18 protein-coding genes and 1 riboswitch are annotated in these 21,629 nt (G+C 71.7%); of the genes, 10 read left to right on the forward strand and 8 right to left on the reverse strand.

Translation table 11 applies throughout. The features are described from left to right. Window positions 1-32: 32 nt before the first annotated feature. The 3 genes from HC362_RS21165 to HC362_RS21175 all read left to right on the forward strand — a co-directional run bounded on the left by HC362_RS21165 (window position 33) and on the right by HC362_RS21175 (window position 2,693). Complete coding sequence (locus tag HC362_RS21165; protein WP_243085584.1) at window positions 33-839, forward strand: ABC-2 family transporter protein; 807 nt, start codon at window positions 33-35, stop codon at window positions 837-839. A gap of 100 nt (window positions 840-939) precedes the next feature. Beyond that, window positions 940-1,704 carry an ABC transporter permease gene (locus HC362_RS21170; protein WP_243088740.1) on the forward strand — a complete coding sequence of 255 codons (765 nt, stop codon included), beginning with the start codon at window positions 940-942 and terminating at the stop codon, window positions 1,702-1,704. Window positions 1,705-1,727: 23 nt separating this feature from the next. After that, the gene (locus HC362_RS21175; RefSeq protein WP_243085585.1) at window positions 1,728-2,693 is read left to right on the forward strand and encodes an ATP-binding cassette domain-containing protein; all 966 of its coding nucleotides are present in this window, start codon (window positions 1,728-1,730) and stop codon (window positions 2,691-2,693) included. Between the two features lie 42 nt (window positions 2,694-2,735). On the opposite strand, the gene HC362_RS21180 is transcribed toward HC362_RS21175, so the two are convergent. After that, window positions 2,736-4,034, reverse strand: a complete 1,299-nt coding sequence (locus HC362_RS21180) for an SGNH/GDSL hydrolase family protein (RefSeq protein WP_243088741.1) — start codon at window positions 4,032-4,034, stop codon at window positions 2,736-2,738. Between the two features lie 350 nt (window positions 4,035-4,384). Here HC362_RS21180 and HC362_RS21185 point away from each other — a divergent pair, with 350 nt between their 5' ends. The 3 genes from HC362_RS21185 (at window position 4,385) to HC362_RS21195 (ending at window position 8,753) form a co-directional block, all read left to right on the forward strand. Then, entirely contained in the window at window positions 4,385-5,827 is a 1,443-nt protein-coding gene (locus HC362_RS21185) for a DUF445 domain-containing protein (protein ID WP_243085586.1), read from the forward strand. Window positions 5,828-5,996: 169 nt separating this feature from the next. After that, window positions 5,997-6,875, forward strand: coding sequence for a fumarylacetoacetate hydrolase family protein (locus HC362_RS21190; RefSeq protein WP_243085587.1), 879 nt, complete (start codon window positions 5,997-5,999; stop codon window positions 6,873-6,875). Between the two features lie 99 nt (window positions 6,876-6,974). Further along, window positions 6,975-8,753 (forward strand): protein kinase, encoded by a 1,779-nt coding sequence (locus HC362_RS21195; protein WP_243085588.1) that lies wholly within the window; start codon window positions 6,975-6,977, stop codon window positions 8,751-8,753. 30 nt (window positions 8,754-8,783) lie between these two features. Here HC362_RS21195 and HC362_RS21200 read toward each other — a convergent pair whose 3' ends face one another. After that, on the reverse strand, window positions 8,784-9,860 hold the full coding sequence (locus tag HC362_RS21200) for a Gfo/Idh/MocA family oxidoreductase (RefSeq protein WP_243085589.1): 1,077 nt from the start codon (window positions 9,858-9,860) through the stop codon (window positions 8,784-8,786). Between the two features lie 220 nt (window positions 9,861-10,080). Between HC362_RS21200 and HC362_RS21205 the strand changes: the two genes are divergently transcribed. Both HC362_RS21205 and HC362_RS21210 read left to right on the forward strand, forming a co-directional pair. Beyond that, window positions 10,081-10,860, forward strand: coding sequence for an HAD-IIA family hydrolase (locus HC362_RS21205; protein ID WP_209263642.1), 780 nt, complete (start codon window positions 10,081-10,083; stop codon window positions 10,858-10,860). A gap of 108 nt (window positions 10,861-10,968) precedes the next feature. Next, complete coding sequence (locus tag HC362_RS21210; RefSeq protein WP_243085590.1) at window positions 10,969-11,511, forward strand: hypothetical protein; 543 nt, start codon at window positions 10,969-10,971, stop codon at window positions 11,509-11,511. A gap of 61 nt (window positions 11,512-11,572) precedes the next feature. On the opposite strand, the gene HC362_RS21215 is transcribed toward HC362_RS21210, so the two are convergent. Together HC362_RS21215 and HC362_RS21220 are read right to left on the reverse strand one after the other, a co-directional pair. Further along, window positions 11,573-12,388 (reverse strand): CbtA family protein, encoded by an 816-nt coding sequence (locus tag HC362_RS21215; RefSeq protein WP_243085591.1) that lies wholly within the window; start codon window positions 12,386-12,388, stop codon window positions 11,573-11,575. A 20-nt stretch (window positions 12,389-12,408) separates the two neighbouring features. Further along, a complete protein-coding gene (locus HC362_RS21220) occupies window positions 12,409-12,636 on the reverse strand; it encodes a CbtB-domain containing protein (RefSeq protein WP_209263645.1) in 228 nt (75 codons plus the stop codon). A gap of 53 nt (window positions 12,637-12,689) precedes the next feature. Beyond that, window positions 12,690-12,766, reverse strand: a riboswitch (cobalamin riboswitch). 191 nt (window positions 12,767-12,957) lie between these two features. On the opposite strand from HC362_RS21220, the gene HC362_RS21225 reads away from it, so the two are divergent. Beyond that, window positions 12,958-14,046, forward strand: coding sequence for a glycoside hydrolase family 6 protein (locus tag HC362_RS21225; protein ID WP_243085592.1), 1,089 nt, complete (start codon window positions 12,958-12,960; stop codon window positions 14,044-14,046). A gap of 140 nt (window positions 14,047-14,186) precedes the next feature. Here the strand turns inward: HC362_RS21225 and HC362_RS21230 are convergent, their stop codons facing one another. From HC362_RS21230 to HC362_RS21245, 4 genes are all read right to left on the reverse strand, one after another. After that, window positions 14,187-16,208, reverse strand: coding sequence for a kelch motif-containing protein (locus HC362_RS21230; protein ID WP_243085593.1), 2,022 nt, complete (start codon window positions 16,206-16,208; stop codon window positions 14,187-14,189). Then, window positions 16,205-18,184, reverse strand: a complete 1,980-nt coding sequence (locus HC362_RS21235; protein ID WP_243085594.1) for a cellulose synthase catalytic subunit — start codon at window positions 18,182-18,184, stop codon at window positions 16,205-16,207. The genes HC362_RS21230 and HC362_RS21235 overlap by 4 nt, the downstream gene beginning before the upstream one ends. A 192-nt stretch (window positions 18,185-18,376) precedes the next feature. Further along, window positions 18,377-19,159: a FadR/GntR family transcriptional regulator gene (locus HC362_RS21240; protein ID WP_243085595.1), complete on the reverse strand. Its 783-nt coding sequence runs from the start codon at window positions 19,157-19,159 to the stop codon at window positions 18,377-18,379. A 70-nt stretch (window positions 19,160-19,229) separates the two neighbouring features. Further along, entirely contained in the window at window positions 19,230-20,351 is a 1,122-nt protein-coding gene (locus tag HC362_RS21245; protein WP_243085596.1) for a winged helix DNA-binding domain-containing protein, read from the reverse strand. A gap of 157 nt (window positions 20,352-20,508) precedes the next feature. Here HC362_RS21245 and HC362_RS21250 point away from each other — a divergent pair, with 157 nt between their 5' ends. Beyond that, window positions 20,509-21,519: an SNG1 family protein gene (locus HC362_RS21250; protein WP_243085597.1), complete on the forward strand. Its 1,011-nt coding sequence runs from the start codon at window positions 20,509-20,511 to the stop codon at window positions 21,517-21,519. Window positions 21,520-21,629 lie beyond the last annotated feature (110 nt).

Below are 21,629 nucleotides of genomic sequence, written 5' to 3' on the forward strand. Positions count from 1 at the left end.
CTACTGGGAAGACGGTAGAGGGGCTCGAAAGGATGCATCTGCTCCGTCTCAATTTCGCCGTAGCCCTCAGCGGCTTCCGGCGCTACGCCACCTACCGCGTCGCCACGGCGGCCGGCGTGTTCACCAACACCGTCTTCGGCTTCATTCTCGCCTATACCTTCATCGCCCTCTGGCACACCCGTCCCCACCTGGGCGGATACGACCAGAGCCAGGCGCTGACCTTCGTCTGGACCGGGCAGGCGCTGCTGGCCGCCGCCGCACTGATGGGCGGTGGTTTCCAGGACGAATTCCATGAACGGATCAGAAACGGCGATGTCGCCATAGACCTCTACCGGCCGATCGACCTCCAGCTGTGGTGGCTCGCCTCCGACCTGGGACGGGCCGCCTTCCAGCTGCTGGGCCGCGGTGTGGTGCCGCTGGCCGTCGGCGCCCTCGCCTTCGACCTGGCACTGCCCGCCTCCCCGCTGCGGTGGCTGCTGTTCCTGCCGTCCGTCCTGCTGGCCGTCGTGGTCAGCTTCGCGCTGCGCTACCTCTTCGCACTGTGCGGTTTCTGGCTGCTGGACGCGACAGGGCTCAACGCCCTCTCCTCCCTGCTGAGCCTCTTCTTCTCCGGGATGGTGCTGCCGCTGACCGTCTTCCCCGGCGCCCTCGGCGAGGTGGCGCGGCTGCTGCCGTGGTCGGCGACGCTCCAGGTGCCCGCCGACGTGCTGATGGGCACCCAGCCCGGCTCAGCCGCGGCGGGGCTCGCCTTCCAGGCGGGGTGGGCGCTGGTGCTGCTGACCGCCGGGCGGCTGCTGCAGACCGTCGCGACCCGCAAGGTGGTGGTCCAGGGTGGCTGACCGAGAGCCGCGCTCCCCGAGTCCCGGCCCGGGCGGCCGCCTCGGCGCGCTGCTGGACGACGTGGTCTGGGGGCTGCGGGCCTACGGCTTCATCGCGGCGATGTGGGTGCGCTCGACGATGGCGTACCGCACCTCCTTCCTGATCATGCTGGCGGCCAACTTCGCGATGAGCTCCCTCGACTTCGCCGCCATCATGATCATGTTCGCGCAGGTGGACACGCTGGGCGGCTTCGCACTGCCCGAGGTCGCCTTCCTCTACGGCACCTCCTGCGTCGCCTTCGGCCTGTCCGACCTGCTGCTGGGCACGGCCGAGCGGGTCGGGCGCCGGGTGCGCGACGGCACCATGGACGTGCTGCTGACCCGTCCGGTGCCCGTGCTCAGCCAGCTGGCTGCCGACCGCTTCGCGCTGCGCAGGCTGGGCCGGGTCATCCAGGGCTCGCTGGTGCTGGGCTGGTCCCTGACCCGGCTGGAGGTGGACTGGACGCCGGGCCGCGTCGCACTGCTCGCCTCCATGGTGCTGTGCGGCGCCGCCATCTTCGGCTGTGTGTTCGTCGTCGGCGGTGCCTTCCAGTTCTGGGCGCAGGACGCCTCCGAGGTGCAGAACGCGTTCACCTACGGCGGGACGACGCTGCTGCAGTACCCGCCCACCGTCTTCGGCAAGGAACTGGTGCGCGGGGTGACGTTCGTGGTGCCGCTGGCCTTCGTCAACTGGCTGCCGGCCCTGCGGGTGCTGGGCCGGGACGATCCACTGGGCCTGCCGGACTGGCTCGACCTCGCCGCCCCCGGCGTGGCCCTGCTGTGCTGCGCGGTGACGGGTCTGGTGTGGCGGGCGGGGCTGCGCGCGTACCGGAGCACGGGAAGCTGAACGGAAGAGAGGACGGACAAGCCGTGGACGACGCGGACGGCGCCTTCATCGACGTACGGGACCTGACCAAGACCTTCACGGTGCGCCGCCGGAGCGGCCTGCTGCGCCGGACGGCCACCCAGGTGCACGCCGTCGACGGCATCTCCTTCGCGCTCCGGCGCGGCGAGATGACCGGCTTCATCGGGCCCAACGGCGCCGGCAAGTCGACCACCGTCAAGATGCTCACCGGCATCCTCACCCCGACCGATGGAAGCCTGCGGGTCGCCGGAGTCGACCCCTGGCAGGAACGCACCCGGCTGGTGCGGCGCATCGGCGTCGTCTTCGGGCAGCGCACCACCCTGTGGTGGGACCTGCCGCTGCGCGACTCCTACGGGCTGGTCCGCCGGATGTACCGCATCCCGCGGGCCCGGTTCGAGGAGAACCTGGCGCGCTGCGTGGAACTGCTGGAGCTGGGGGACCTGCTGGATGTGCCGGTACGGCAGCTCTCGCTGGGGCAGCGGATGCGCGGCGACATCACCGCGGCGCTGCTGCACGACCCCGATGTGCTCTACCTGGACGAGCCGACGATCGGCCTGGACGTCGTCAGCAAGGCCAGGGTCCGGCAGTTCCTGCTCACCCTCAACGCCGAGCGGGGCACCACCGTGCTGCTGACCACCCACGACCTGAGCGACATCGAGCAGCTGTGCGAGCGGGTGGTGGTCATCGACCACGGCCGGCTGATGTACGACGGGCCGCTGGTGGGCCTGCACGAGGTGGGCCGGGGCGAGCGCACCCTGGTGGTGGACCTGGAGCGCGAGCTGCCGCCCATAGAGGGCATTCCCGGCGCCCGCACGGTCCGCACCGAAGGCCCCCGGCAGTGGCTGGCCTTCCCTGCCTCCGCGAGCGCCGCTCCGCTGGTCTCCCGACTGGCGGCGGAGTACCCCCTGGTGGACCTGTCCATCCGGGAGCCGGACATCGAGGACGTCATCGCCCGGATGTACGCGGGTTGAGGCGGCCGCCCCGTCAGGGGCGCGGGGAACTGAACTGCGAACTCAGAGCTTCGCCGGGCGCGCGCCCTTCAGCGTTTTGAGGTCCAGCGCCTGGGCCATCGCCCGGTACCCGTTGTCGCTCGGGTGCAGATGGTCCCCCGAGTCGTACGCCGCGCGCAGCCGCTGCGGGTGCGCCGGATCGCGCAGGGCCGCGTCGAAGTCGACCACGTCGTCGTACACCTTCCCCTTGCGGATCTCGGCGTTGACGGCCTGTCGGATGGCCTCCATCCGGGGGGTGTACCCACGGTGCCCGCCGAACGGGGTGAGCGTGCCGCCGACGACGCGCAGCCCCCGGCTGTGCGCCTGGCGCACGAGGTCCCGCAGCCCGTTGACGATCTTGCGCGGATCGCGCTGCCGGGGCGGCTTGATGATGTCGTTGAGGCCCATCTCGACGACGACCACCTTGACGCCCGTACGCGAGAGCACGTCCCGGCTCATCCGGGTCAGCGCGCTCGGCCCGTTGTTGGGTGAGTACTTGCTGCCGTCGACCAGGACCCGGTTGCCGCTGATACCGGAGTTGAGGACGCTCAGCCGGGGCGCGTCGCGTTCGGTGCGCAGCCGCTCGGCAAGGAAGTCGGTCCAGCGCCGGTTGGCGCCGGGGCTGGAGGTGATGCCGTCGGTGATCGAGTCGCCCAGCACCGCGACGGCACCCTGCGTCTCGGAGCTCCACACGTCGACGCCGGTGAGGTAGCGCCAGTACGGGCTCTGCTGGTTGAACGCGGTGCCCGAGGTGTCCTCGGCGCGGTCACCCGCGGCCACATAGCTGGTCTGCCGCGCGTAGGGGTGGTAGGTCACAGGCCCTGAGGGAGTGGGCGAGTAGGTGGTGACCAGCAGATCGGCGGCGTGCGGCACGTTCAGCCGGACCGCGTCGCTGGTGACCTCGCCGCCGGCCGGGATGGTGACCGAGGTCTTGTTGCCGAAGGTGAGTCGGCGCATGCTGCCGGCCGCGGCCGTGGGGTTGCTGGGGGCCGCGGCGAGGGCGACGCTCGCGTGGGTGATGGTCAGCGGGCGGTTGCCGAACAGGTTGGAGAGCTGCACCCGGGCCTGGGTGCCGCCCACCGAGGTGTGCACGACGTTCCGTATCGACATGTTCGCGAAGCCGTCCCGCGAGTGCGGTTCGGCCGCCGCGGGAGCGGCCGCCCAGGTGCCCACCCAGTTGCCCGAGGAGGCGGGCGCCGCCGAGTTGCGTGCCTGCGGTGAGTCCTCGCCCAGCCCGCTGCCCTTGTTGCCCGCTCCGATGAATATCGCGGTCGAGACGAGGACCACGATCGCCGCCACTCCGGCGAGCAGGGCATAGCCCATGTTCCTGGTCACGCGCGATGGTTCTCCTCGGGCTGCACGGAGCCCGCGGCTCCGGGTGGTCTGCGGTGCCATGATCCCACGATCGGGGCACGGCGCCCGCTGGGGGGCCGTACGCCGGCCGGGCAGTCGACGGATCGTTCCCCCGGCACCTGGTCCTTGCTGATGGCGTTTCACTGCCGCCGCTCACACAGACGCGGAAGAGCCTCGGTCCGTTCCCCTTGATGCCTTCGGAGGGAGAATGTCCCTCCCCGCGCCGTGCGCGCACCGCGCGGGGCGGGTACCCGCCGGCTCCGGAACATCCGCCGGTGTCGAGGGCGTGGCCAGGGGCGATGCAGGGGAGGGTGGAGCGGATGGAACGGACGACGGAGGGCCGGCGACCCGATGGTGAGGATGCCCACGTGAGAGCGATCACACGCGGACGGGCCGCACCCCGGCACCTTCCCGGCGCCGGGGAGGGAACGCTGCGCCGAACGGGTGCCCCGCCGGGCACCGACGCGCCCGCCGGCGGAGGGCCGCGAGGCCCGGGCGGCATCGGCGGCTTCACCCCGGCCGACGAGGAGCGGCGGCGCGGCGTACGGCGGATGAAGACGATCGCGACCGGGTCCCTGCTGCTGATGGCCACGGTCTTCGTACTGGTCAAGTGGGCGCAGCACGCGGGCGCCGGGCCCTGGACCGGCTATGTCGCGGCCGCCGCCGAGGCCGGGATGGTGGGCGCGCTCGCCGACTGGTTCGCCGTCACGGCGCTCTTCCGGCACCCGATGGGGCTGCCGATCCCGCACACGGCGATCATTCCGACCAAGAAGGACCAACTCGGCCAGAGCCTCGGTGACTTCGTCGGGGAGAACTTCCTCGCCGGTGACGTCGTACGGGAGCGGCTGCGCGCCGTCGGCATCAGCAGCCGGCTCGGCGCCTGGCTCGCCCGGCCCGAGCACGCCGACCGGGTGACGGCCGAACTGGCCACGGCGCTGCGCGGGGCGCTCACCGTGCTGCGCGACTCGGATGTCCAGGCGGTCGTCAGCGAGGCGATCACCCGCCGCGCCACCGCCAAGGAGGTGGCGCCCGGGCTCGGCACGATGCTGGAGCGGATCGTCGCGGACGGCGGTCACCGCCGGGTGGTCGATCTGGTGTGCACCCGGGCCGCCGAGTGGCTGCGCGAGCACGGCGACTCGGTCATGGGCGCGGTCGCGGGGGGTGCGCCCGGCTGGACGCCGAAGTTCGTCGACCGGAAGGTCGGCGAGCGCGTCTACCGCGAACTCCTGCGGTTCGTCACCGAGATGCGGGACATGCCCGACCACCCCGCGCGCGGCGCCGTCGACCGCTTCCTGACCGACTTCGCCGCCGACCTCCAGTCCGACCCGGACACCCGGGCCCGGGTGGAGCGGCTGAAGAACGACACCCTGGCCCGCGACGAGGTGCAGGACCTGATCGCCTCGGTGTGGGGCGCGGTACGGGCCATGCTGGTGGCCGCGGCCGAGGACGAGCGCAGCGAACTGCGGATCCGCGCCCGGGCCGCGCTGCTGTCGCTGGGAGGGCGGCTCGCCGCCGACGGGCGGCTGCGCTCGAAGGTGGACGGCTGGATCGAGGGCGCCGCGGTGTATCTGGTGACCACCTACCGGGACGAGATCACCTCGCTGATCTCGGAGACGGTCGCCGGCTGGGACGCCGAGCACACCTCCAGGAAGATCGAGGCCCATATCGGCCGGGATCTCCAGTTCATCCGGATCAACGGCACGGTCGTCGGCTCGCTGGCCGGTCTCGCGATCTACACGGTGGCCCGGCTGTTCGGGGCCTAGGTCCGGCACTGTTTTCGGCACTGATTTCGGGGCGGTCCACCACTGATTTTCGTGGCGGCTCGCCACCGATTCCGTGGCACGGAAGTTACGGTCCAGTAAGTGAACAGTGTCTTGTGGTTCTGAACACCCTCTTGGAGGATCAGCTGATTCGCCTGGGAGGGAGAGTCACGTGAAACTGCTCCGCGTCGGACCCGCGGGAGCCGAGCGCCCCGCGCTGCTGGACGAGGACGGAACCCTGCGCGACCTGTCGGGGATCGTCCCGGACATCGACCCCGACCTGCTCTCGGACGGCACAGCGCTCGACCGCGTCCGGGAGGCCGCAGCCGCCGGGACGCTGCCCGCGATGGCGGTCGACGCCCGGCCCGGGGGCCCGCGCATCGGCCCCCCGCTGGCCCGGATCGGCAAGGTCGTGTGCATCGGGCTGAACTTCCACGACCACGCGCGGGAGACCGGCGCCCCGGTTCCCGAGGAGCCCATCGTCTTCATGAAGGCGCCCGACACCGTCGTCGGCCCCGACGACACCGTGCTGATCCCGCGCGGCAGCGAGAAGACCGACTGGGAGGTCGAACTCGCCGTCGTCATCGGCCGCACCGCGCGCTATCTGCACTCGGGTGCGGAGGCGCTCGCCCATGTCGCCGGCTACACCGTCGCCAACGACGTCTCCGAACGCGCCTTCCAGATCGAGCGCGGCGGCCAATGGGACAAGGGCAAGAACTGCGAGACCTTCAACCCGCTGGGGCCCTGGCTGGTGACGGCCGACGAGGTACCGGACCCCCAGGCGCTGCGGCTGCGCCTGTGGGTGAACGGGGTACTGCGGCAGGACGGCAGCACCGCGGATCAGATCTTCCCCGTCGCCGAAGTCGTGCGCTACCTCAGCCATTTCATGACGCTGTATCCGGGTGACGTCATCTCCACGGGCACCCCCGCCGGGGTCGCCATGGGAATGCCCGAACCCAAGCCCTACTTGAGGGACGGCGATGTGGTGGAGCTGGAGATCGCGGGGCTCGGCCGCCAGCGCCAGGTCCTGAGGTCGGCGAGAGCGGCCTGACCGGCCCGGCCCCGAACAGCGACCCGAACTGAGCGGCGCACAACGGAAGTTGCGTGAGACGATGCCGTTGTCGGGGACGACGGGGACGGGGGCGGGGCCGTGACAGATCTGTTCGGGATGGGTGTGTTCGCTCTCAGCGGTGAGCTGCGCCGACTCGGCCCGTACCGGCTGCTCGGCCAGTTGGCCACCGGCGGTATGGGGGTGATCTACCTCGGGCGGCACCCTGACACGGGCCGGATCGTCGCCGTCAAGACGCTGCTGGCGCCTGGTGGGGTGACCGAAGAGGCCCGTAAGCGCTTCGGGCGTGAGACCAGACTCGCCCGCCGCGTGAGGAGCACGTACACCGCCCGGGTCATCGACTCCGACGTCGAGGCCGAGCGGCCCTGGATGGCCATGGAGTACGTACCGGCGCCCTCGCTGGAAGCACTCGTGGTGCAGAAGGGGCCGCTGGGGGACGAGGACGCGGTGCGCTGGATCGCCCCCGGCATCCTGAGGGCGCTCGCGGAGCTGCACGGCAAGGGCATCGTCCACCGGGACGTGAAGCCGCTCAACATCCTGCTGACCGCGCAAGGGCCGAAGGTCATCGACTTCGGCATCTCGCACGCCAGCGACCTCACCAGCACGAGGCTCACCCTCGGGACCATCGCCTTCGCCTCGCCGGAACAGGCCGAGGGGCAGGCCAGCACCTTCGCCTCCGACATCTACGCGCTCGGCGTCACCCTCTACTACGTGGCCTGCGGAAGGCTGCCGTACCCGGAGACCCAGGAGCCGCTGCAGCAGCTCAACCACGTGCGGCGGGCCGCGATCGATCTGGACGGCCTGCCCGCGGGCCTCACCGGAGTGGTCGGCGACTGCCTCGCGGTGCGGCCCGAGGACCGGCCGACCGCCGAGCAGCTCGTCCGGCGCTTCGCCGGGGGAAGCTCCCGGGTACTGCCGAGCGGCTGGAGGTCGCTGATCGACCAGTACGCCGAAGAAGGCAGCCGCCTCCAGCGGGCCGCCGACCAGGCGGAGGCGGAGACGGTCACCCGCAGTTGGACCTCGGACGCCCCTGGGCACACCCGGCGCGTGACCCAGGAGGGACCGTCAGGGGCGCAGCGGCGGGCAGCGGGCGCGGGCGCGGGCGCGGGCGCGGGGGCGGGGGCGGGGGCGAACGACCGGTCGGGGAGCAGCCGGCAGGGGAGCAGCCGGCCGCCGGGCCCTCGGCGCGACCAGGGTTCGGGCACCACCCCGCCGAGCGGGCCGGGCCCGGGGCCGAGCGGATCGTCGGCGGGCCGGGTCGCGGCGGGCGTCGCCGCGGCGGCGGGCGCCGTGGTCCTCGCCGCACTGCTGTTGTCCGACAGGGACGATTCCCCCAGCTCGGAGACGAACTCCCAGGTACGGCCCACCTACTCCGCCAGCCGATCCCTGCCCGACTACAACCCGAGGCCGGATTACCCCACTTCCAGGAGCTCCGACGACTCTTCCGGGAGCTCCGACGACACGGACTCGACCGACACCGGACCCGCCGAGAACGACCGGCCGGAGACCGACGGGGCCGCCCGCCCGACCGCCCGCGTTCCCGACCGGGCCCCTGCTCCGGCCCCCACCCCGCCACCGAACTACTACGGGGCCATCGCGGTGGGCCGGGACGGCAGCAACGGCAGGTCCTGGGATTACCGATCCCGGAGCGCCGCCGAGCAGGGAGCGATGTCCAGGTGCACCGGTCCCTCCTGCAAGGTCCTGGTCTCCTTCGCCAACGGCTGCGGTGCCGTGGCCTACAACCCGAACAGCAACCACTACTGGGGCGGCAGCGGCAGCACGCGGGCCGCGGCCGAGCGGTCGGCGCTGGGACGCGCGGGCGGCGGGCGCACGGTCGCCTGGGCGTGCACCCGGCGCTGACTGGTCGGGCAGCGGTACGAGAAGCGCTGGTCAGGCGCCCCGCGCAAAGGAGCGGGCCGTCTCCAGGACCTGGAGCGCCGCGGCGGCCTCGTGGGCTGTGGCCGGCGGCGGCGTACCGTCGCGCAGCGCGTCGGCGACCCCGGCGTAGAACGCGGGGTAGTCACCGTCCAGCGTGGGCACCGCCCGCAGCTCGCCGGAGGCGTCCCCGGCACCCAGGACGCCCCAGGCGTCCTCCGGCTCGACGCCCCAGGGCACGCCCTCGGCGGGACGGGCGCCCGCGCGCAGCGCGTTCTCCTGCGGGTCGAGCCCGTACTTCACATACGCGGCCGCACTGCCCAGCACCCGGAAGCGCGGCCCGAGCTGTGCCGCGGTGGCGCTCATCCACAGGTGGGAGCGGACGCCGTTCTCGTGGGTGATGGCGATGAAGGTGTCGTCGTCCGCCTCGGCGCCCGCGCGCCGTACGTCCGACTCCGCGTAGACGGAGGCGGCCGGGCCGAAGAGGGTGAGCGCCTGGTCGACCAGGTGGCTGCCCAGGTCGTAGAGGAGACCGCCCACCTCCTCCGGGTCGCCGGACTCCCGCCAGCCGCCCTTGAGCCGGGGCCGCCAGCGTTCGAACCGGGACTCGAAGCGGAGGACCTCGCCCAGCGCGTCCTGGCCGAGCAGGGAGCGCAAGGTAAGGAAGTCGTTGTCCCAGCGGCGGTTCTGGAACGGAGCCAGCAGCAGTCCGCGTGCCTCGGCTTTCGCCGCCAGCTCGCGGGCCTCGGCGGCGGTGGGCGCGAGTGGTTTGTCCACCACGACGGGCAGTCCGGCGTCCAGGGCGCGGTGGGCCAGCGGCACGTGGGTGCGGTTGGGGGTGGCGACGACCACCAGGTCGAGCCGGTCGGCGTCCGCGAACAGCTCGTCCACCGACGCGACCGTCCGCACCTCGCCGTGAGGGCCGCCGGCCTCCCGGGCGTGCTTCTGCCGTTCCGGGTCGGAGGTGACGACGGTGTCCAGTGCGAGCCCCGGTGTGGTGCTGATCAGCGGGGCGTGGAAGGCCGACCCGGCCAGGCCGTAGCCGAGCAGCCCGACGCGGAGCGGCGTGGCGGTGGTGTCCATGCGGTTCATGCCCCCACCCTCGCAAAGCCCGTCGGTGGGGGCACGCACCCGCCCGGCGTAACCCGCCCCGCGGTATGCGGTACGGCGGGGGCGGGTACCCCGGCCGCGTACCTGACGGCTGACCTGCACCGGCCGCTGCCGTTACGCTGAGCGCGGCGGCCGGTCCGTGCCTGGTTCCAGGCGCACGTCCCCGCCGGCCGGACCACCACGACCTGGCAGGAGTCCATCCGTGGCAGAGCGCAAGCCCATCGAGTCCTGGCTCACCGACATGGACGGTGTGCTGATGCACGAGGGAATCCCAGTTCCCGGCGCCGACTCGTTCATCAAGCGGCTCAAGGAGTCGGGGCGGCCGTTCCTCGTGCTCACGAACAACTCGATGTACACCCCTCGGGACCTGCACGCCCGGCTGTCCCGTATCGGACTGAACGTGCCGACGGAGAACATCTGGACCTCCGCGCTGGCCACGGCGCAGTTCCTGGACGATCAGCGCCCGGGCGGCACCGCGTACGTCATAGGGGAGGCCGGGCTGACGACGGCCCTGCACGACATCGGGTACGTCCTCTCCGACGCCGACCCCGACTACGTCGTCCTGGGCGAGACCCGCACCTACAGCTTCGAGGCACTGACCCGGGCGATCCGCCTGATCAACGACGGCGCCCGCTTCATCGCCACCAACCCCGACGAGACCGGCCCCTCGGCCGAGGGCGCGCTGCCGGCCACCGGCTCGGTCGCCGCGCTGATCACCAAGGCGACGGGTCAGCACCCCTATTTCGTGGGCAAGCCCAATCCGCTGATGATGCGCGCCGGGCTGAACGCGATCGGCGCGCACTCGGAGACCAGCGCCATGATCGGGGACCGGATGGACACCGACGTCCGCGCGGGCATGGAGGCAGGGCTGGAGACCTTCCTGGTGCTGACGGGGCTGACCCGGCCCGACGAGGTGGAGCGGTACCCCTACCGCCCCTCCAGCGTCGTCGACTCGATCGCGGACCTCGTCGACCGGGTCTGAGCGCGGACCGTCTCCGTACGGGCCGTGCCGAGCCGCCGTACGGAGTAAGCGGCCTCTCGTGCGGATGCGAGGCGGAGCCGGCTGACGGACTGTCGGAGCATCGGACCGATGCCCGGAGGCCGCCGCATGCCGCACGCCCTCGATCGCACTCCGCGGCTCCGCAGCCGCAGCCGGAGAAGCGCATGGCAGCCGGCTGTCGCGGTGGTGTGGGTGCTGCTGATGGTCGCGCTGTGGCTGTGGGGCCGCGGCCCCTCGGGCTCCGGCGGCGCGGAGGACGGGCCGGTCCTGGGCGATGTCTCACGGGCGGGCAGTCTCGCGAGGGAGCGGCTCACCCCCGAGGCGGGGCCCACAGCACCGGATGCCAAGCCCACGGGCCGGAGCGCCCACCGCGCTGCCGGGCCGGTGGACGGTGAGCCGGTGCGGCTGGCCGGTGTCCGGGTCCGGCTGCGTACCGTTCAGGCGCGGGACGGCTCGGTGCTGGTGGCCACAGCCAGGAACCGCCCGGCCGTCCGGGCCCTGAGCGCACTGGAGGAGGGCGCCCGGGTCACCGTACGGCGGGCGGACGGGACGGCAGCGCGCCACCGCGTGCTCGGCACCCGCCGCAACGGCTCGGGCGCCACCGCGACCGCACGGGTCACGATGGCGCCCTGAGCCGGAAGGCCGGTGAGACGGCAGGACCGGACCGCGCGGCAGGCGGGGGAGCGCCCGCGCCTCAGGCCGCGGTCTGCCGCGCGACGGGCTTCTCGCCGTCGGCCCGCCGCTGCCCGCGCAGGGCCGGAGCCGCGAACGCGACACCCAGCACGGCCCACAGGACCACATGGCCGCCCAGCGAGAGCACCCGGAAGTCCCACAGCAAGGTGGCGGACACCGGCACGGCGTCCGGGTTGTCAGGGAGCAGGAAGAGCGCCGCCAGGGTGGCGACGACGGCCGCCGCTGCGCCCAACTGGCGTACCGGCAGCCCGTGCCCGGCCTGCCCGAGCCGCTGGTGCACCTGGTGCGCCAGCACCATTCCCAGTACACCGATGACCAGTGCGGCCACCCACAGTCCCTGCCGCTCGGCGACGGTGCCGCCGTCGCCGACACCTGGCGGGTTGGCCGGGTAGCGCAGCGCGGGGAGCAGGGACAGCGCGAGGAAGCCCGCACCGGCCAGACCCATGGCGCGCTGCCATGCGCGGCCGTCGTCCCGGGGCGCAGAGCGGTGCACCAGGGCGTGGGCGAGCGTGAAGAACACCCCGAGCGCGAGACCGGCCACCACGGCGGTGACCACCAGCCCGAGGTGCTGGGTGCCCCGGCTGAAGAGCTCCTCGGCCTCGGCGGCGTGGCTGTGCCCCGAGTGCCCGGAGTGGGTGTGCGCGGCGGTCTCGGCCGCCGCGCGTTTCTCCTCCAGCCGGATGGCCCGGTCCATCAGCGGCTCGGCGAGCAGCAGGGAGAACAGGCCCGAGGCCAGCCCCGCGACCCCGCCGGCCGCGAGACCGCGGCCGAGCATGGGCAGCAGGGGGTAGGGAGTTGGCTGTGCGGAGACGGACATGACGGGCGACCCCCGATCGGTCAGTGGCAGGGGGCGCCGAACAGGTGACGGCCGTCGTGCGAGAACTCGTGCAGATAGGAGCCGGTGGCGGAGACGAGGTTGCCGTTGTCGACGAAGACGGCGTACAGGGCGATCAGTGCGACGATCGCGGCGGCGGCGACGATGAGCCAGTCGCGGGTCCTGACGGTCGCCGGGTGTGCGGCGGCGGTCTCGGGTGCGACGGTCGTGCCGGCGGTGTGCGGGGACATCCGCATGCCTCCTCCTGGGGTTTCCACGCCCCATCGGTGGAGAAGCGACAGGTCAGTTCCTGACTCCCGCGGCCGTTCCGGGCCGCGGACACAGTGGCGGGACCGTCCCGGAGTCGCACCGGGTTCCTGAGCTCTGTCGCCTCAATATGGAAGTGTGCCGTCCCGGAGGCTCCCAGCCTGACATGCGCACTGTCAATAAGGGCTCCGTCACAACGGGTGTGGTCATGGGCCGAACGAAGCTGTACGAGAGGGGAGTTGTGACACGATAAGACCCGGTCGGAGTGGCCGGGAACACAGCTGAGTACAGCCGAAGGGGAGTGGATGTACGGCAGCGCCAACGACGGCGCGCGGGCGGCACGCACGGCGCGCACTGCGCGCGGGGCGCGTACGGCGTGCGCCCGCACCCGGGCCCTCGCGGGGAGCGTGCTGGCAGGAGCCCTGCTGCTGGCCGGCTGCTCGTCGTCGGGCGGTGGCCCGGACGACGGCGACACACAGCCGGGTCCCACGGTGCGGCAGCGCCCCAAGTCCGTGACCCCCTACTGGGTGGACCCCAAGAGCAACGCCGCCCAGCAGGCCAGGACCTACGCGGACGACGGCAAGTCCGCGCAGGCCGCGCAGCTGAAGAAGATCGCAGCGCAGCCGGTGGCCGAGTGGATCGACGCGAAGGACCCGCGCGGCCACACCGCCCGTGTCACCGAGGCCGCGGCCGACGCGGGGCGCGAGGCGCTGCTCGTGCTCTACAACGTGCCGCACCGCGACTGCGGGCAGTACAGCAAGGGCGGCGCACAGGACGCTGCGGCGTACCGCGACTGGCTGGACGGGGTCGCCGAGGGCATCGGCGAGCGGAGCGCCACGGTGATCGTGGAGCCCGACGCGCTCGCCCACACGGTGTCCGGCGACTGCGCCTCGCCACGGCTGCGGCAGGAGCGCCTCCAGCTCCTCGACGCCGCCGTCACCAAGCTGAAGGGGCTGCCCCGGACAAAGGTCTACCTGGACGCCGGGAACCCGGACTGGGTCCGCGACCCCGGCGCGCTGGTCGAGCCGCTCAAGCGCTCCGGGATCGCCGAGGCCGACGGGTTCGCGCTGAACGTCTCCAACTTCCAGACCACCGCCTCGAACGTCGCCTACGGCAAACGGCTGTCCTCGATGGTCGGCGGCAAGCACTTCGTTGTCGACACCAGTCGCAATGGCAACGGGCCGCTGAAGGGCGGCGGCGAGGAGAGCTGGTGCAATCCGCCCGGGCGGGCGCTGGGTGAGGCGCCCACCACCCGGACGGGGGACGAGGCGGTGGACGCCTATTTGTGGGTCAAACGGCCCGGTGAGTCGGACGGCGAGTGCCGGGGTGGGCCCAAGGCCGGTGCCTGGTGGCCGTCCTATGCCCTGGAACTGGCCCGAAACTCTGAGACCTGATCCCGCGTACCCGGCCTGGGGGGCTGGCAAGCACAGCGGGAGGGTGCGCGCCCCGCCAGGGGCGCGGGGAACTGCGCGACAGGCCACGACGCGCCTGCAGCCCGGGAACAGCAGCCAGGGGCAGCCCCTACTCGGAACGGCTACTTCGGGTCGCCCGTGGTGACGGGGGCGTGGGCCGCGTCGGGGTCGATGCCCACGTGGACCCATTGGGCCTTCGAGGGCACGCCCTCCCCGTCCACACCGAAGACCATCCACCAGCCCGGGGTCACCAGCGACGGATCGTCCGGGATGGTGGTGGTCACCGTTCCATCCGCCGACCGCTTCATCTTCAGCGCCACGGACGACTGCTCCACGTTCGTCACATGGGTGAAGGAGCCGGGCCGCACCAGCCGCAGCCGCTTCAGGGAGGCGGCGTCCTTGCTCTTGAGGGTGAGCCGCGAGCCGGGCATCAGCTTCTCCGGGTTGCCGTCGGCGAGCCGCAACTGCGGCTGGGGCTTCCCCTTGTGCAGGTACGGCGGCGTGTAGATCTCGATCCGCTGGTCGAACGTGCCCGGCTTGGTGTTCGCCTTGTCGGCGTAGAGCGAGTCCGAGCCGAAGGTCATCACCCGGCCGTCGGGCAACAGCAGTCCACCGGAGTGGTAGTTGCGGCCGACCAGCGGTGCGGCGGCTTCCTTGAACTTGTTGGTCCTGGGGCTGTAGATCGCGGCTTTCAGCACGTTGCTGTCGCTCTTGCCCCGGTACCGGCCCGAGCCGTTGGTCGTCAGTACGGTGTCGTCCGGCAGGATGACGCTGCTGGGGTAGCGGACCTTGTCGTACAGCTTGGGGCCGTCGTGGAAGCGGGGGGTGTCGGAGGACAGGTCCACGATGCGGGTCTTGTCCGTGGTCTTGTCGGACTCACCGACCCCGCCGCCGCCCTGGACGATGAACTTCCGGGACTGGGTGGGCGGCAGCGGCACGGACATGGCCGTCTCCAGGACGTCCGGGTCGCTCATGCCGGGGATCTTGGTGAACTTGTTCGTCTCCAGGTTCCAGATGCCGGGGGTGCGGCCCTTGTCGGCGGGGCCGTAGCCGGCGGTGGTGCCGCTGTAGAAGACCCGGTTCTCACCGATCAGGTGCAGCCCCGGGTAGGTGGGGAAGAAGCGGGTCTCGGGCATGTAGTGCCACTTCTTCGTCTTCGGGTTGAAGATCTCGTTCTTCCCGGGCACGACCTGGCCGATGTCGTCCAGTCCGGAGACGGTCATCACCCTGCCGTCCTGGAGGGTGAGCTGAGTGGGGTACCAGCGCGCCTCGTGCATCGGGTCCACGGTGATGTACCGCTCGGCCACGGGGTCGAACTCGTAGGCGTCCTTGATGCCCTGGAAGTCCTTCTTGTCGAAGGACATCTTCTGGGCGATGCCGTAGACGTTCTTCTTCCAGGCGCCGGTCAGACCGTCGACCGTGTACTTGTCCTCGGTGCCCGTCTGGTACTTGCGGCCCTCCTCCGCCGCCTCGGCGTAGACCCGGGTGACGCTGTGGACGGTGTCGACCTTGCCGGTCTCGGGGTCCTTCACCTTCTTCGCGCGCGGCAGCAGGACGGTGTGCTGGGCGACGAACGTCTTGCCGCTCTTGCGCCCGGTGAAGCGGGTGCCCTCCTTGATCGTCTTCGGGTCGTCGGGGTTCTCGTTGTAGAGGAACATCAGCCCGCCGGCCTTCTTCACATCACCCTTGAGCGTCTCGTAGCGCTGGGTGCCGCCCGCGACCAGCAGTTTGCCGTCGGGGAGCTGGTTGTGCCCCGAGCAGAACAGGTCGTTGGGGGTGGGGATGTTCTTGAAGGTGTTCTTCACCGGGTCCCACAGCACCGTGCGGAAGCTCTTGGCCTTGAAGTTCTTGGCGTCGTTGCCCGAGCCCGCCACCAGCAGCACCTTGCCGGTGTGCAGCAGCGCCGCGTGGATGGTGTTGATCCGGTACTTCTCGGGGATGTCGACGATCTGCCAGTGGCCCTTCGCCGCCTTGTACTCGGGCTGGTTGATCTCGTACTCGTGGTACTTCGCCGAGGCGAAGCCCCACAGCGCCGGGCCGTTGAACCCGGCGATGAGCAGGACGACTGCCGTGGCGATGGCTATGCGCCGGGCCCGCCGCTTCCTGGCGCTCGCGGCGCGGCGGCGGCTCCGTCGGGATGTCATCTCTCGTGCCCCCCAAGCGCGGTGTGCAGGTGCTGGTCGTGCGGAGGAACAGGTGCGGGTCCGGGCGCGGGTGCCGACCTTCTGCGGCGTCGCCCGCGAGAGGTACGGCGCCGCTGCTCGGCGCGCACGGTGGTCCGCCAGCCGACGATCGGCGCCGCAGTGATCAGCAGGGCGAGTGCGGCCCAGGTGAGCATCGCCGGATGGTCGTGGCCCAGGAAGAGGGAGCCGACGAGCGAGCCGCCGAAGACCGCGATGAAGAACAGATGCACCCGGAAGGTGCCGAAGAGCGTGTCGGGGCTGGCCGAGTCGCCCTTGGGGGTGACGACGAACTTGCTCTTGCGGCGCAGCACCGTGTCGAAGAGGGAGCGCGCGTAGATCGGCGCCGACAGCGCGGACATCAGCATCCCCGCCAGCCCGCCGGAGCCCTCCGGCTCGTGCGGGGAGACGTTGTGCCGCCGGTTCCAGATGTACAGGCCGATCTGGAGCGCGGTGGCGTTGCCGTACAGCGCCATCCAGATGGTCGGGTCGATCTGCACACCGGAGGCGCCCATGCCGAGGAAGAGGGCGCAGGAGAGCGCGGCCAGGATCCAGTTGAGCGCCGAGGCCGGGTAGAAGAGCATCAGCAGCGTGTAGTTGAACAGCTTGCCCGCCGGCATGGAGCCCAGGCCGCGCCAGTACTGCTTCAGGATCGTCTCGTAGGTGCCCCGGGACCAGCGCAGCTGCTGGGTGAAGAAGTCCGTCCAGGCGTTGGGCCCCTCGCCGACGGCGAGCACGTCGGGCGTGTAGACGGAGCGCCACTTGTTGCCGGTGGCCGGGTTGCGGTGGCGGTGCATCTCGAAGCCGGTGGCCATGTCCTCCGTGATGGAGTCGTACAGGCCGCCGATGGACTTCAGCGCCGTGATGCGCACGGCGTTGCTGGTGCCGACGAACATCGGCGCGTCGTAGGCGTTGCCGGCGCGCTGGATGAGGGCGTGGAAGAGGAACTGCTGGCTCTCGGCGGCCTTGGTGACGAAGTTGTCGTAGTTGCCGTAGACCTGCGGTCCGATGACGAAGCCCACATCCGGGTCGCGGAAGTAACCGAGCATCCGCTCCAGATAGTTGGGCAGCGGTACGTGGTCGGTGTCGACCCCGGCGAAGAAGTCGTAGTCGTCCCCGTGCGCGTCCAGCCAGGCGTTGTAGTTGCCGTGCTTGGTCTTCGCCCGGAAGGCGCCCTCGGCGGTGTTCCACTTGGCGACTCCCTTACGGGAGAAGTGGTGCACGCCCAGGCGCCGGCAGACCTCCTTGACCTCGGGGTCGTCGCCCTCGTCGAGCAGCCATACGTGCATGGTGCCGCGGTGCCGCACCCGTACGGCCGCCTCCAGGGTCCTGGTGACCATCTCGATCGGCTCCTTGCCGGGCACGAACGAGGTGAGGAAGGCGACGCGGGTGCCGGTCTCGGGCACCACGGGCACCGGGTCGCGGGCCACCAGCGTGGCGTGCGCGTTGGAAAGCACGTTGAGGGTGCGGAAGAGCTCGATCAGACCGATCGAGACGAGCATGACGACGTCCAGCTTGAGTACGAGGTCGGAGACCTCGCCCGCGTCGCGGCGCGTCCAGTGGTCGGGCTGCATCAGCCAGATCAGCAGCCCGGCGGAGAGCAGCGGGGCCAGACAGAGCAGGAAACCGGCGCGGAACCGGTGCGGCTCGTCGGCCAGCAGGCTGCGGTACCGCACCCGGTAGGGCTTGCCGGGCTCCGGCCGGGTGAGCGGGCCGGCCAGCCGGCTGTAGTGCTCGTAGTCGTAGCGGGGTGCCGCGCGTTCCCAGGGGTGCTGGGAGGGTCTGCGGGAGCGGGTGCGGTGCGGGGTGAGTAAACGCTGCGAGGGTCGGCCGCCGTCGTATATCGGCGGCTTGGGTATGCGCAGCTGTGCCGTCCGCGTCGGGTCGTCCTGGTCGTCGGGCCCCTGCGGCTGCGGGCCGCTCATGCGCGGCGTGGTCATGCTTCTGTCCCCCCGCACGCTCGTGTACGGCGTGCTCTCGTGCCGAACCCGCGCCTTGTCCTGGCCCCCCGCTCAGGGCGCGGTGTATCCGGTCTCCGTGTCCCGTGTCCCCGCAGCACGGTACGGACCGATCGGTAACCGCACGTCAGGTTCTACAACTTGGCACATGAACGCAAGTGCGGAAGGGGCGGTTTAACGCCGTTGGGGCGTTATGGAAGCGGCAGATGTGATGGAGGAGTCATCAAACTGTGGCTGCCGCGTGGCGGCGTCCGAAGTGCTCGACCGGAGCCGTTCCCGGATGTTGCCGAAGTGGGCGCGGACGGCCTCCTCCGCGCGCGGCATGTCACCGTCCCGGACGGCGTCCAGGATCGCGGCGTGCTGCTGCCAGGTCATCCTCGGGTCGGGGCGCAGTTCGGCCAGATCCGTCCGCACCCGGTGGAAGGCGTCCCAGAAGGCGTCCAGCACCTCGCTCAGCAGCGAGTTGCCCAGCCCGGCGTAGAGCGCCGAGTGGAAGGCCCGGTCGGTCTCGGCCCGCACCTGCCCGGCCTCGGCCTCCTGCCGCATCCGGTCGACCAGCCGCTCCAGCTGAGCCAACTGCTCGGCTCCGGCTCCCCGGCCGCCGCGTTCGGCGACCAGCCGCGCCATCAACCCCGTCTCCACCGCCTCGCGCAGCTCCAGCAGTTGCAGCAGGCTGTCCTCTCCCCGGTAGTGCCCGGCGACCGTGCGGAAGGACAGGCCCTCGGTCATGGGAGCCATGGACATCGCGCCCACATAGGTGCCGAAGCCGTGTCTGATCTCCACGATCCCCATGGCCTGGAGCGCCTTGAGCGCCTCGCGGACGGAGTTGCGGCTGACCTCGAGCCGCTCCATCAGCTCCGTCTCGGTCGGCATCGGGGCGCCGGGCGGCAGCCGCTCCTCGATGATCAGCCTTTTGATCCGCTCCTGGATCTCCCCGAGCCTTCCCCGGCTGCGCACCCTGTGCCTCCTTCACCCGGGCCTGCCCCCGGGCCCCGTCCCCGGGCCCGCACCGCCCTTCGGCGTCAGCCTACGCGGGCCCCTCCGGGTGGGGTGCGGCGAAGGTGACCGGGTGCGGTCCCGGGCGGCCGTCGGTGGCGAATGCCAGCAGCCGCTCGCCCTCCCGCGCCAGCGCCTGAGCCGTCTCGTCGTCGAGCCGGCCGAAGGGGGTGAGGGTGAGGGTCGCCGCCCGGCGGCTGGTGTCCGCCTTCCAGGTGCCGCGCACCCGGCCGTCCACCAGGAAGGTGCCGGGTACCTGGCCGTTCTTGGTCGCCAGGGCGCGGCGGATCGGCTCGTCCAGGATGCGGGAGCGGTCGGCGTGGGAGAGGATGATGTTGTCGTACTCGGCCAGGAAGCGCACGGGCAGCGGGAGTTCGGGTCCGGGCCGGGGCGCGTCGGGCAGGTCGAACAGCTCGCGGCCCGCCTCGTCGGTGAAGACCCGCAACTGGGGGCGCAGCCGCTCCAGTACCTCGCCCAGCCGGGTCAGCCCCGACCATACCTGCGCGTCCCGTACGGAGGCGGGGCCGAAGGCGCCGAGATAGCGCAGCACCATCGTCTCCACACACGGTTCGGCCGCAGGCGGTCGGCCCAGCCACCGTTCGACGGTGTCCACCACCGGCTGCCCCGAGCGCCCCCACAGCCCGCGCGGCGGCAGTTGCACCAGCGGCAGCAGATAGCGCGCCGTCATCGCCAGCGCACGGGCCTCCACCTCCGGCCACCGCTCCTGGAGACGGACGCCGAGTTCGCTGCCGGTCAACGGCTGCTCGGCGAGCAGTTCGCGGGCCGCCTCGGCCACCTGCCAGGGGTCCGCGCCGCCGAGCCGCTTGGCGTGGTCGGTCAGCACCGCCCTCTCGTGCAGCGGCTGGGTGAGCGCGCGCAACTGGAGCGCGTCGCGGTCGCTGACCAGGTGGACGGTGCCGCGCATCACGCTGAGCCGCACCAGTTCGCGGCCCTCCAGCAGCAGCGAGAGCTCCTGCGGGTCGAAGCCGTCCAGCCTGCTCCACAGCGCGAAGTAGGGCGGCTTGGGCGCCTGCGCCTGGATGCCGACCAGGTGCTCGACCGCGTTCCGCACCGGCATCTCGGCGCGTTCGGTGAGGAGTTGGCGTGCGAGCAGGGCGCGGCCCAGGGCCGGACGGGTCAGGAGTTCTGGCATGGCCATGAGTCTGGCCGATGGCGCCCTTCCGCGCCACGCGACGCCGCGGTACGGCGCGCCCGGAACCCCAACGGCGGGGGATGAAGCGGCTGATGCGGTATGGATGGAGGCTCTTGCTCCCAAAGGGATCGATAAGGGAATGCTTTCCATGTCGTCCATGCACCACGCAACCCCCGGCGCCGGCGGCCGCGGCGCGCTCACGCCCGGCACCCTCGCGCTCGTCGTGGGGGTGCTCGCCGTCCAGCTGGGCTTTCTGCTCTCCTACATCGGCTCCTTCCACCATCCCCAGCCGCAGGGCATCCCGATCGCCGTCGTCGCGCCCCAGAAGGCCGCCGACCGGCTCGACCGGCTGCCCGGGAACCCGCTGTCCGCCACCGTCGTCGAGGACGAGCGGGCCGCGCGCGAACGCGTGCGGGAGCGCGAGGCGGAGGGCGCCTATCTGATGAACCCGCGCGGCGGCAGGGACACCCTGCTGGTCGCCTCCGGCGCGGGCGGCCCGCAGGCCCAGGCGCTGCGCAGGGTCGGCGAGCGGGTGGCCGCCGAGCAGGACAGGCGGCTGAAGGTGGTCGACATCGCGCCGGCGGGCGAGCAGGACTACGAGAGCCTGACCGCCTTCTACCTCATCGTCGGCTGGCTCGTGGGCGGCTATCTGCTGGCGTCGCTGATGGGGGTGCTGGCCGGGACCCGCCCGGCCCGCCCGGAGCTGGGCGCGCTGCGGCTGGTGGGCGCGGCGGCGTACGCCGTCCTCTCGGGGCTCGGCGGGGCGATCATCGTGGACCCGGTGCTGCACGCCCTGCCCGGGCACTTCGTATCGCTGTGGTGGGTCGGCGCCCTGCTGGTCTTCGGCACCGCGGCGTGCACGCTGGCGCTGGAGGCGTTCCTGGGGATCGTGGGTATCGGGGTGGCGGTGCTGATCTTCGTGGTGCTGGGCAACCCCAGCGCGGGCGGCGCTTTCCAGAAGCACCTGATCCCCTCGTTCTGGCGGGCCATCGGCGACTGGATCCCCACCGGCGCCGGGACCACTGCCGTACGCAACATCGTCTACTTCTCCGGCAACGCGCTCGGCACCCCGCTGCTGGTGCTCGGCGGCTGGGCGCTGGCGGGCGCCGTACTGCTGCTGGCGGGCTCGCTGCGGCGCAGGGAGCCCGGCCTGACGCTTCCGCTGTGAGACGGCTGCTGTGAGACGGCTCACAGTGGGGGCGCGCCGTGCGCGGGGCCGCCCGGCGGTGGTCATCAGCACCCTCTCGGAGGGGGTAGTATTTCTGTCGTCAGCCGGAA

Origin of the sequence: Streptomyces sp. 891-h, from assembly GCF_022760275.1 — a bacterium.
Taxonomy (GTDB): domain Bacteria; phylum Actinomycetota; class Actinomycetes; order Streptomycetales; family Streptomycetaceae; genus Streptomyces; species Streptomyces spirodelae.

What these genes read in the sequence shown, in the direction of transcription:
- HC362_RS21185 (WP_243085586.1), top strand. Translation starts at nt 4,385, where the DNA reads ATGGAACGGACGACGGAGGGCCGGCGACCCGATGGTGAGGATGCCCAC.
- HC362_RS21230 (WP_243085593.1), bottom strand. Translation starts at nt 16,208, where the DNA reads ATGACATCCCGACGGAGCCGCCGCCGCGCCGCGAGCGCCAGGAAGCGG.
- HC362_RS21170 (WP_243088740.1), top strand. Translation starts at nt 940, where the DNA reads ATGTGGGTGCGCTCGACGATGGCGTACCGCACCTCCTTCCTGATCATG.
- HC362_RS21235 (WP_243085594.1), bottom strand. Translation starts at nt 18,184, where the DNA reads ATGACCACGCCGCGCATGAGCGGCCCGCAGCCGCAGGGGCCCGACGAC.
- HC362_RS21220 (WP_209263645.1), bottom strand. Translation starts at nt 12,636, where the DNA reads ATGTCCCCGCACACCGCCGGCACGACCGTCGCACCCGAGACCGCCGCC.
- HC362_RS21245 (WP_243085596.1), bottom strand. Translation starts at nt 20,351, where the DNA reads ATGCCAGAACTCCTGACCCGTCCGGCCCTGGGCCGCGCCCTGCTCGCA.
- HC362_RS21250 (WP_243085597.1), top strand. Translation starts at nt 20,509, where the DNA reads ATGCACCACGCAACCCCCGGCGCCGGCGGCCGCGGCGCGCTCACGCCC.
- HC362_RS21165 (WP_243085584.1), top strand. Translation starts at nt 33, where the DNA reads ATGCATCTGCTCCGTCTCAATTTCGCCGTAGCCCTCAGCGGCTTCCGG.
- HC362_RS21215 (WP_243085591.1), bottom strand. Translation starts at nt 12,388, where the DNA reads ATGTCCGTCTCCGCACAGCCAACTCCCTACCCCCTGCTGCCCATGCTC.
- HC362_RS21200 (WP_243085589.1), bottom strand. Translation starts at nt 9,860, where the DNA reads ATGAACCGCATGGACACCACCGCCACGCCGCTCCGCGTCGGGCTGCTC.
- HC362_RS21180 (WP_243088741.1), bottom strand. Translation starts at nt 4,034, where the DNA reads ATGGGCTATGCCCTGCTCGCCGGAGTGGCGGCGATCGTGGTCCTCGTC.
- HC362_RS21210 (WP_243085590.1), top strand. Translation starts at nt 10,969, where the DNA reads ATGCCCGGAGGCCGCCGCATGCCGCACGCCCTCGATCGCACTCCGCGG.
- HC362_RS21225 (WP_243085592.1), top strand. Translation starts at nt 12,958, where the DNA reads ATGTACGGCAGCGCCAACGACGGCGCGCGGGCGGCACGCACGGCGCGC.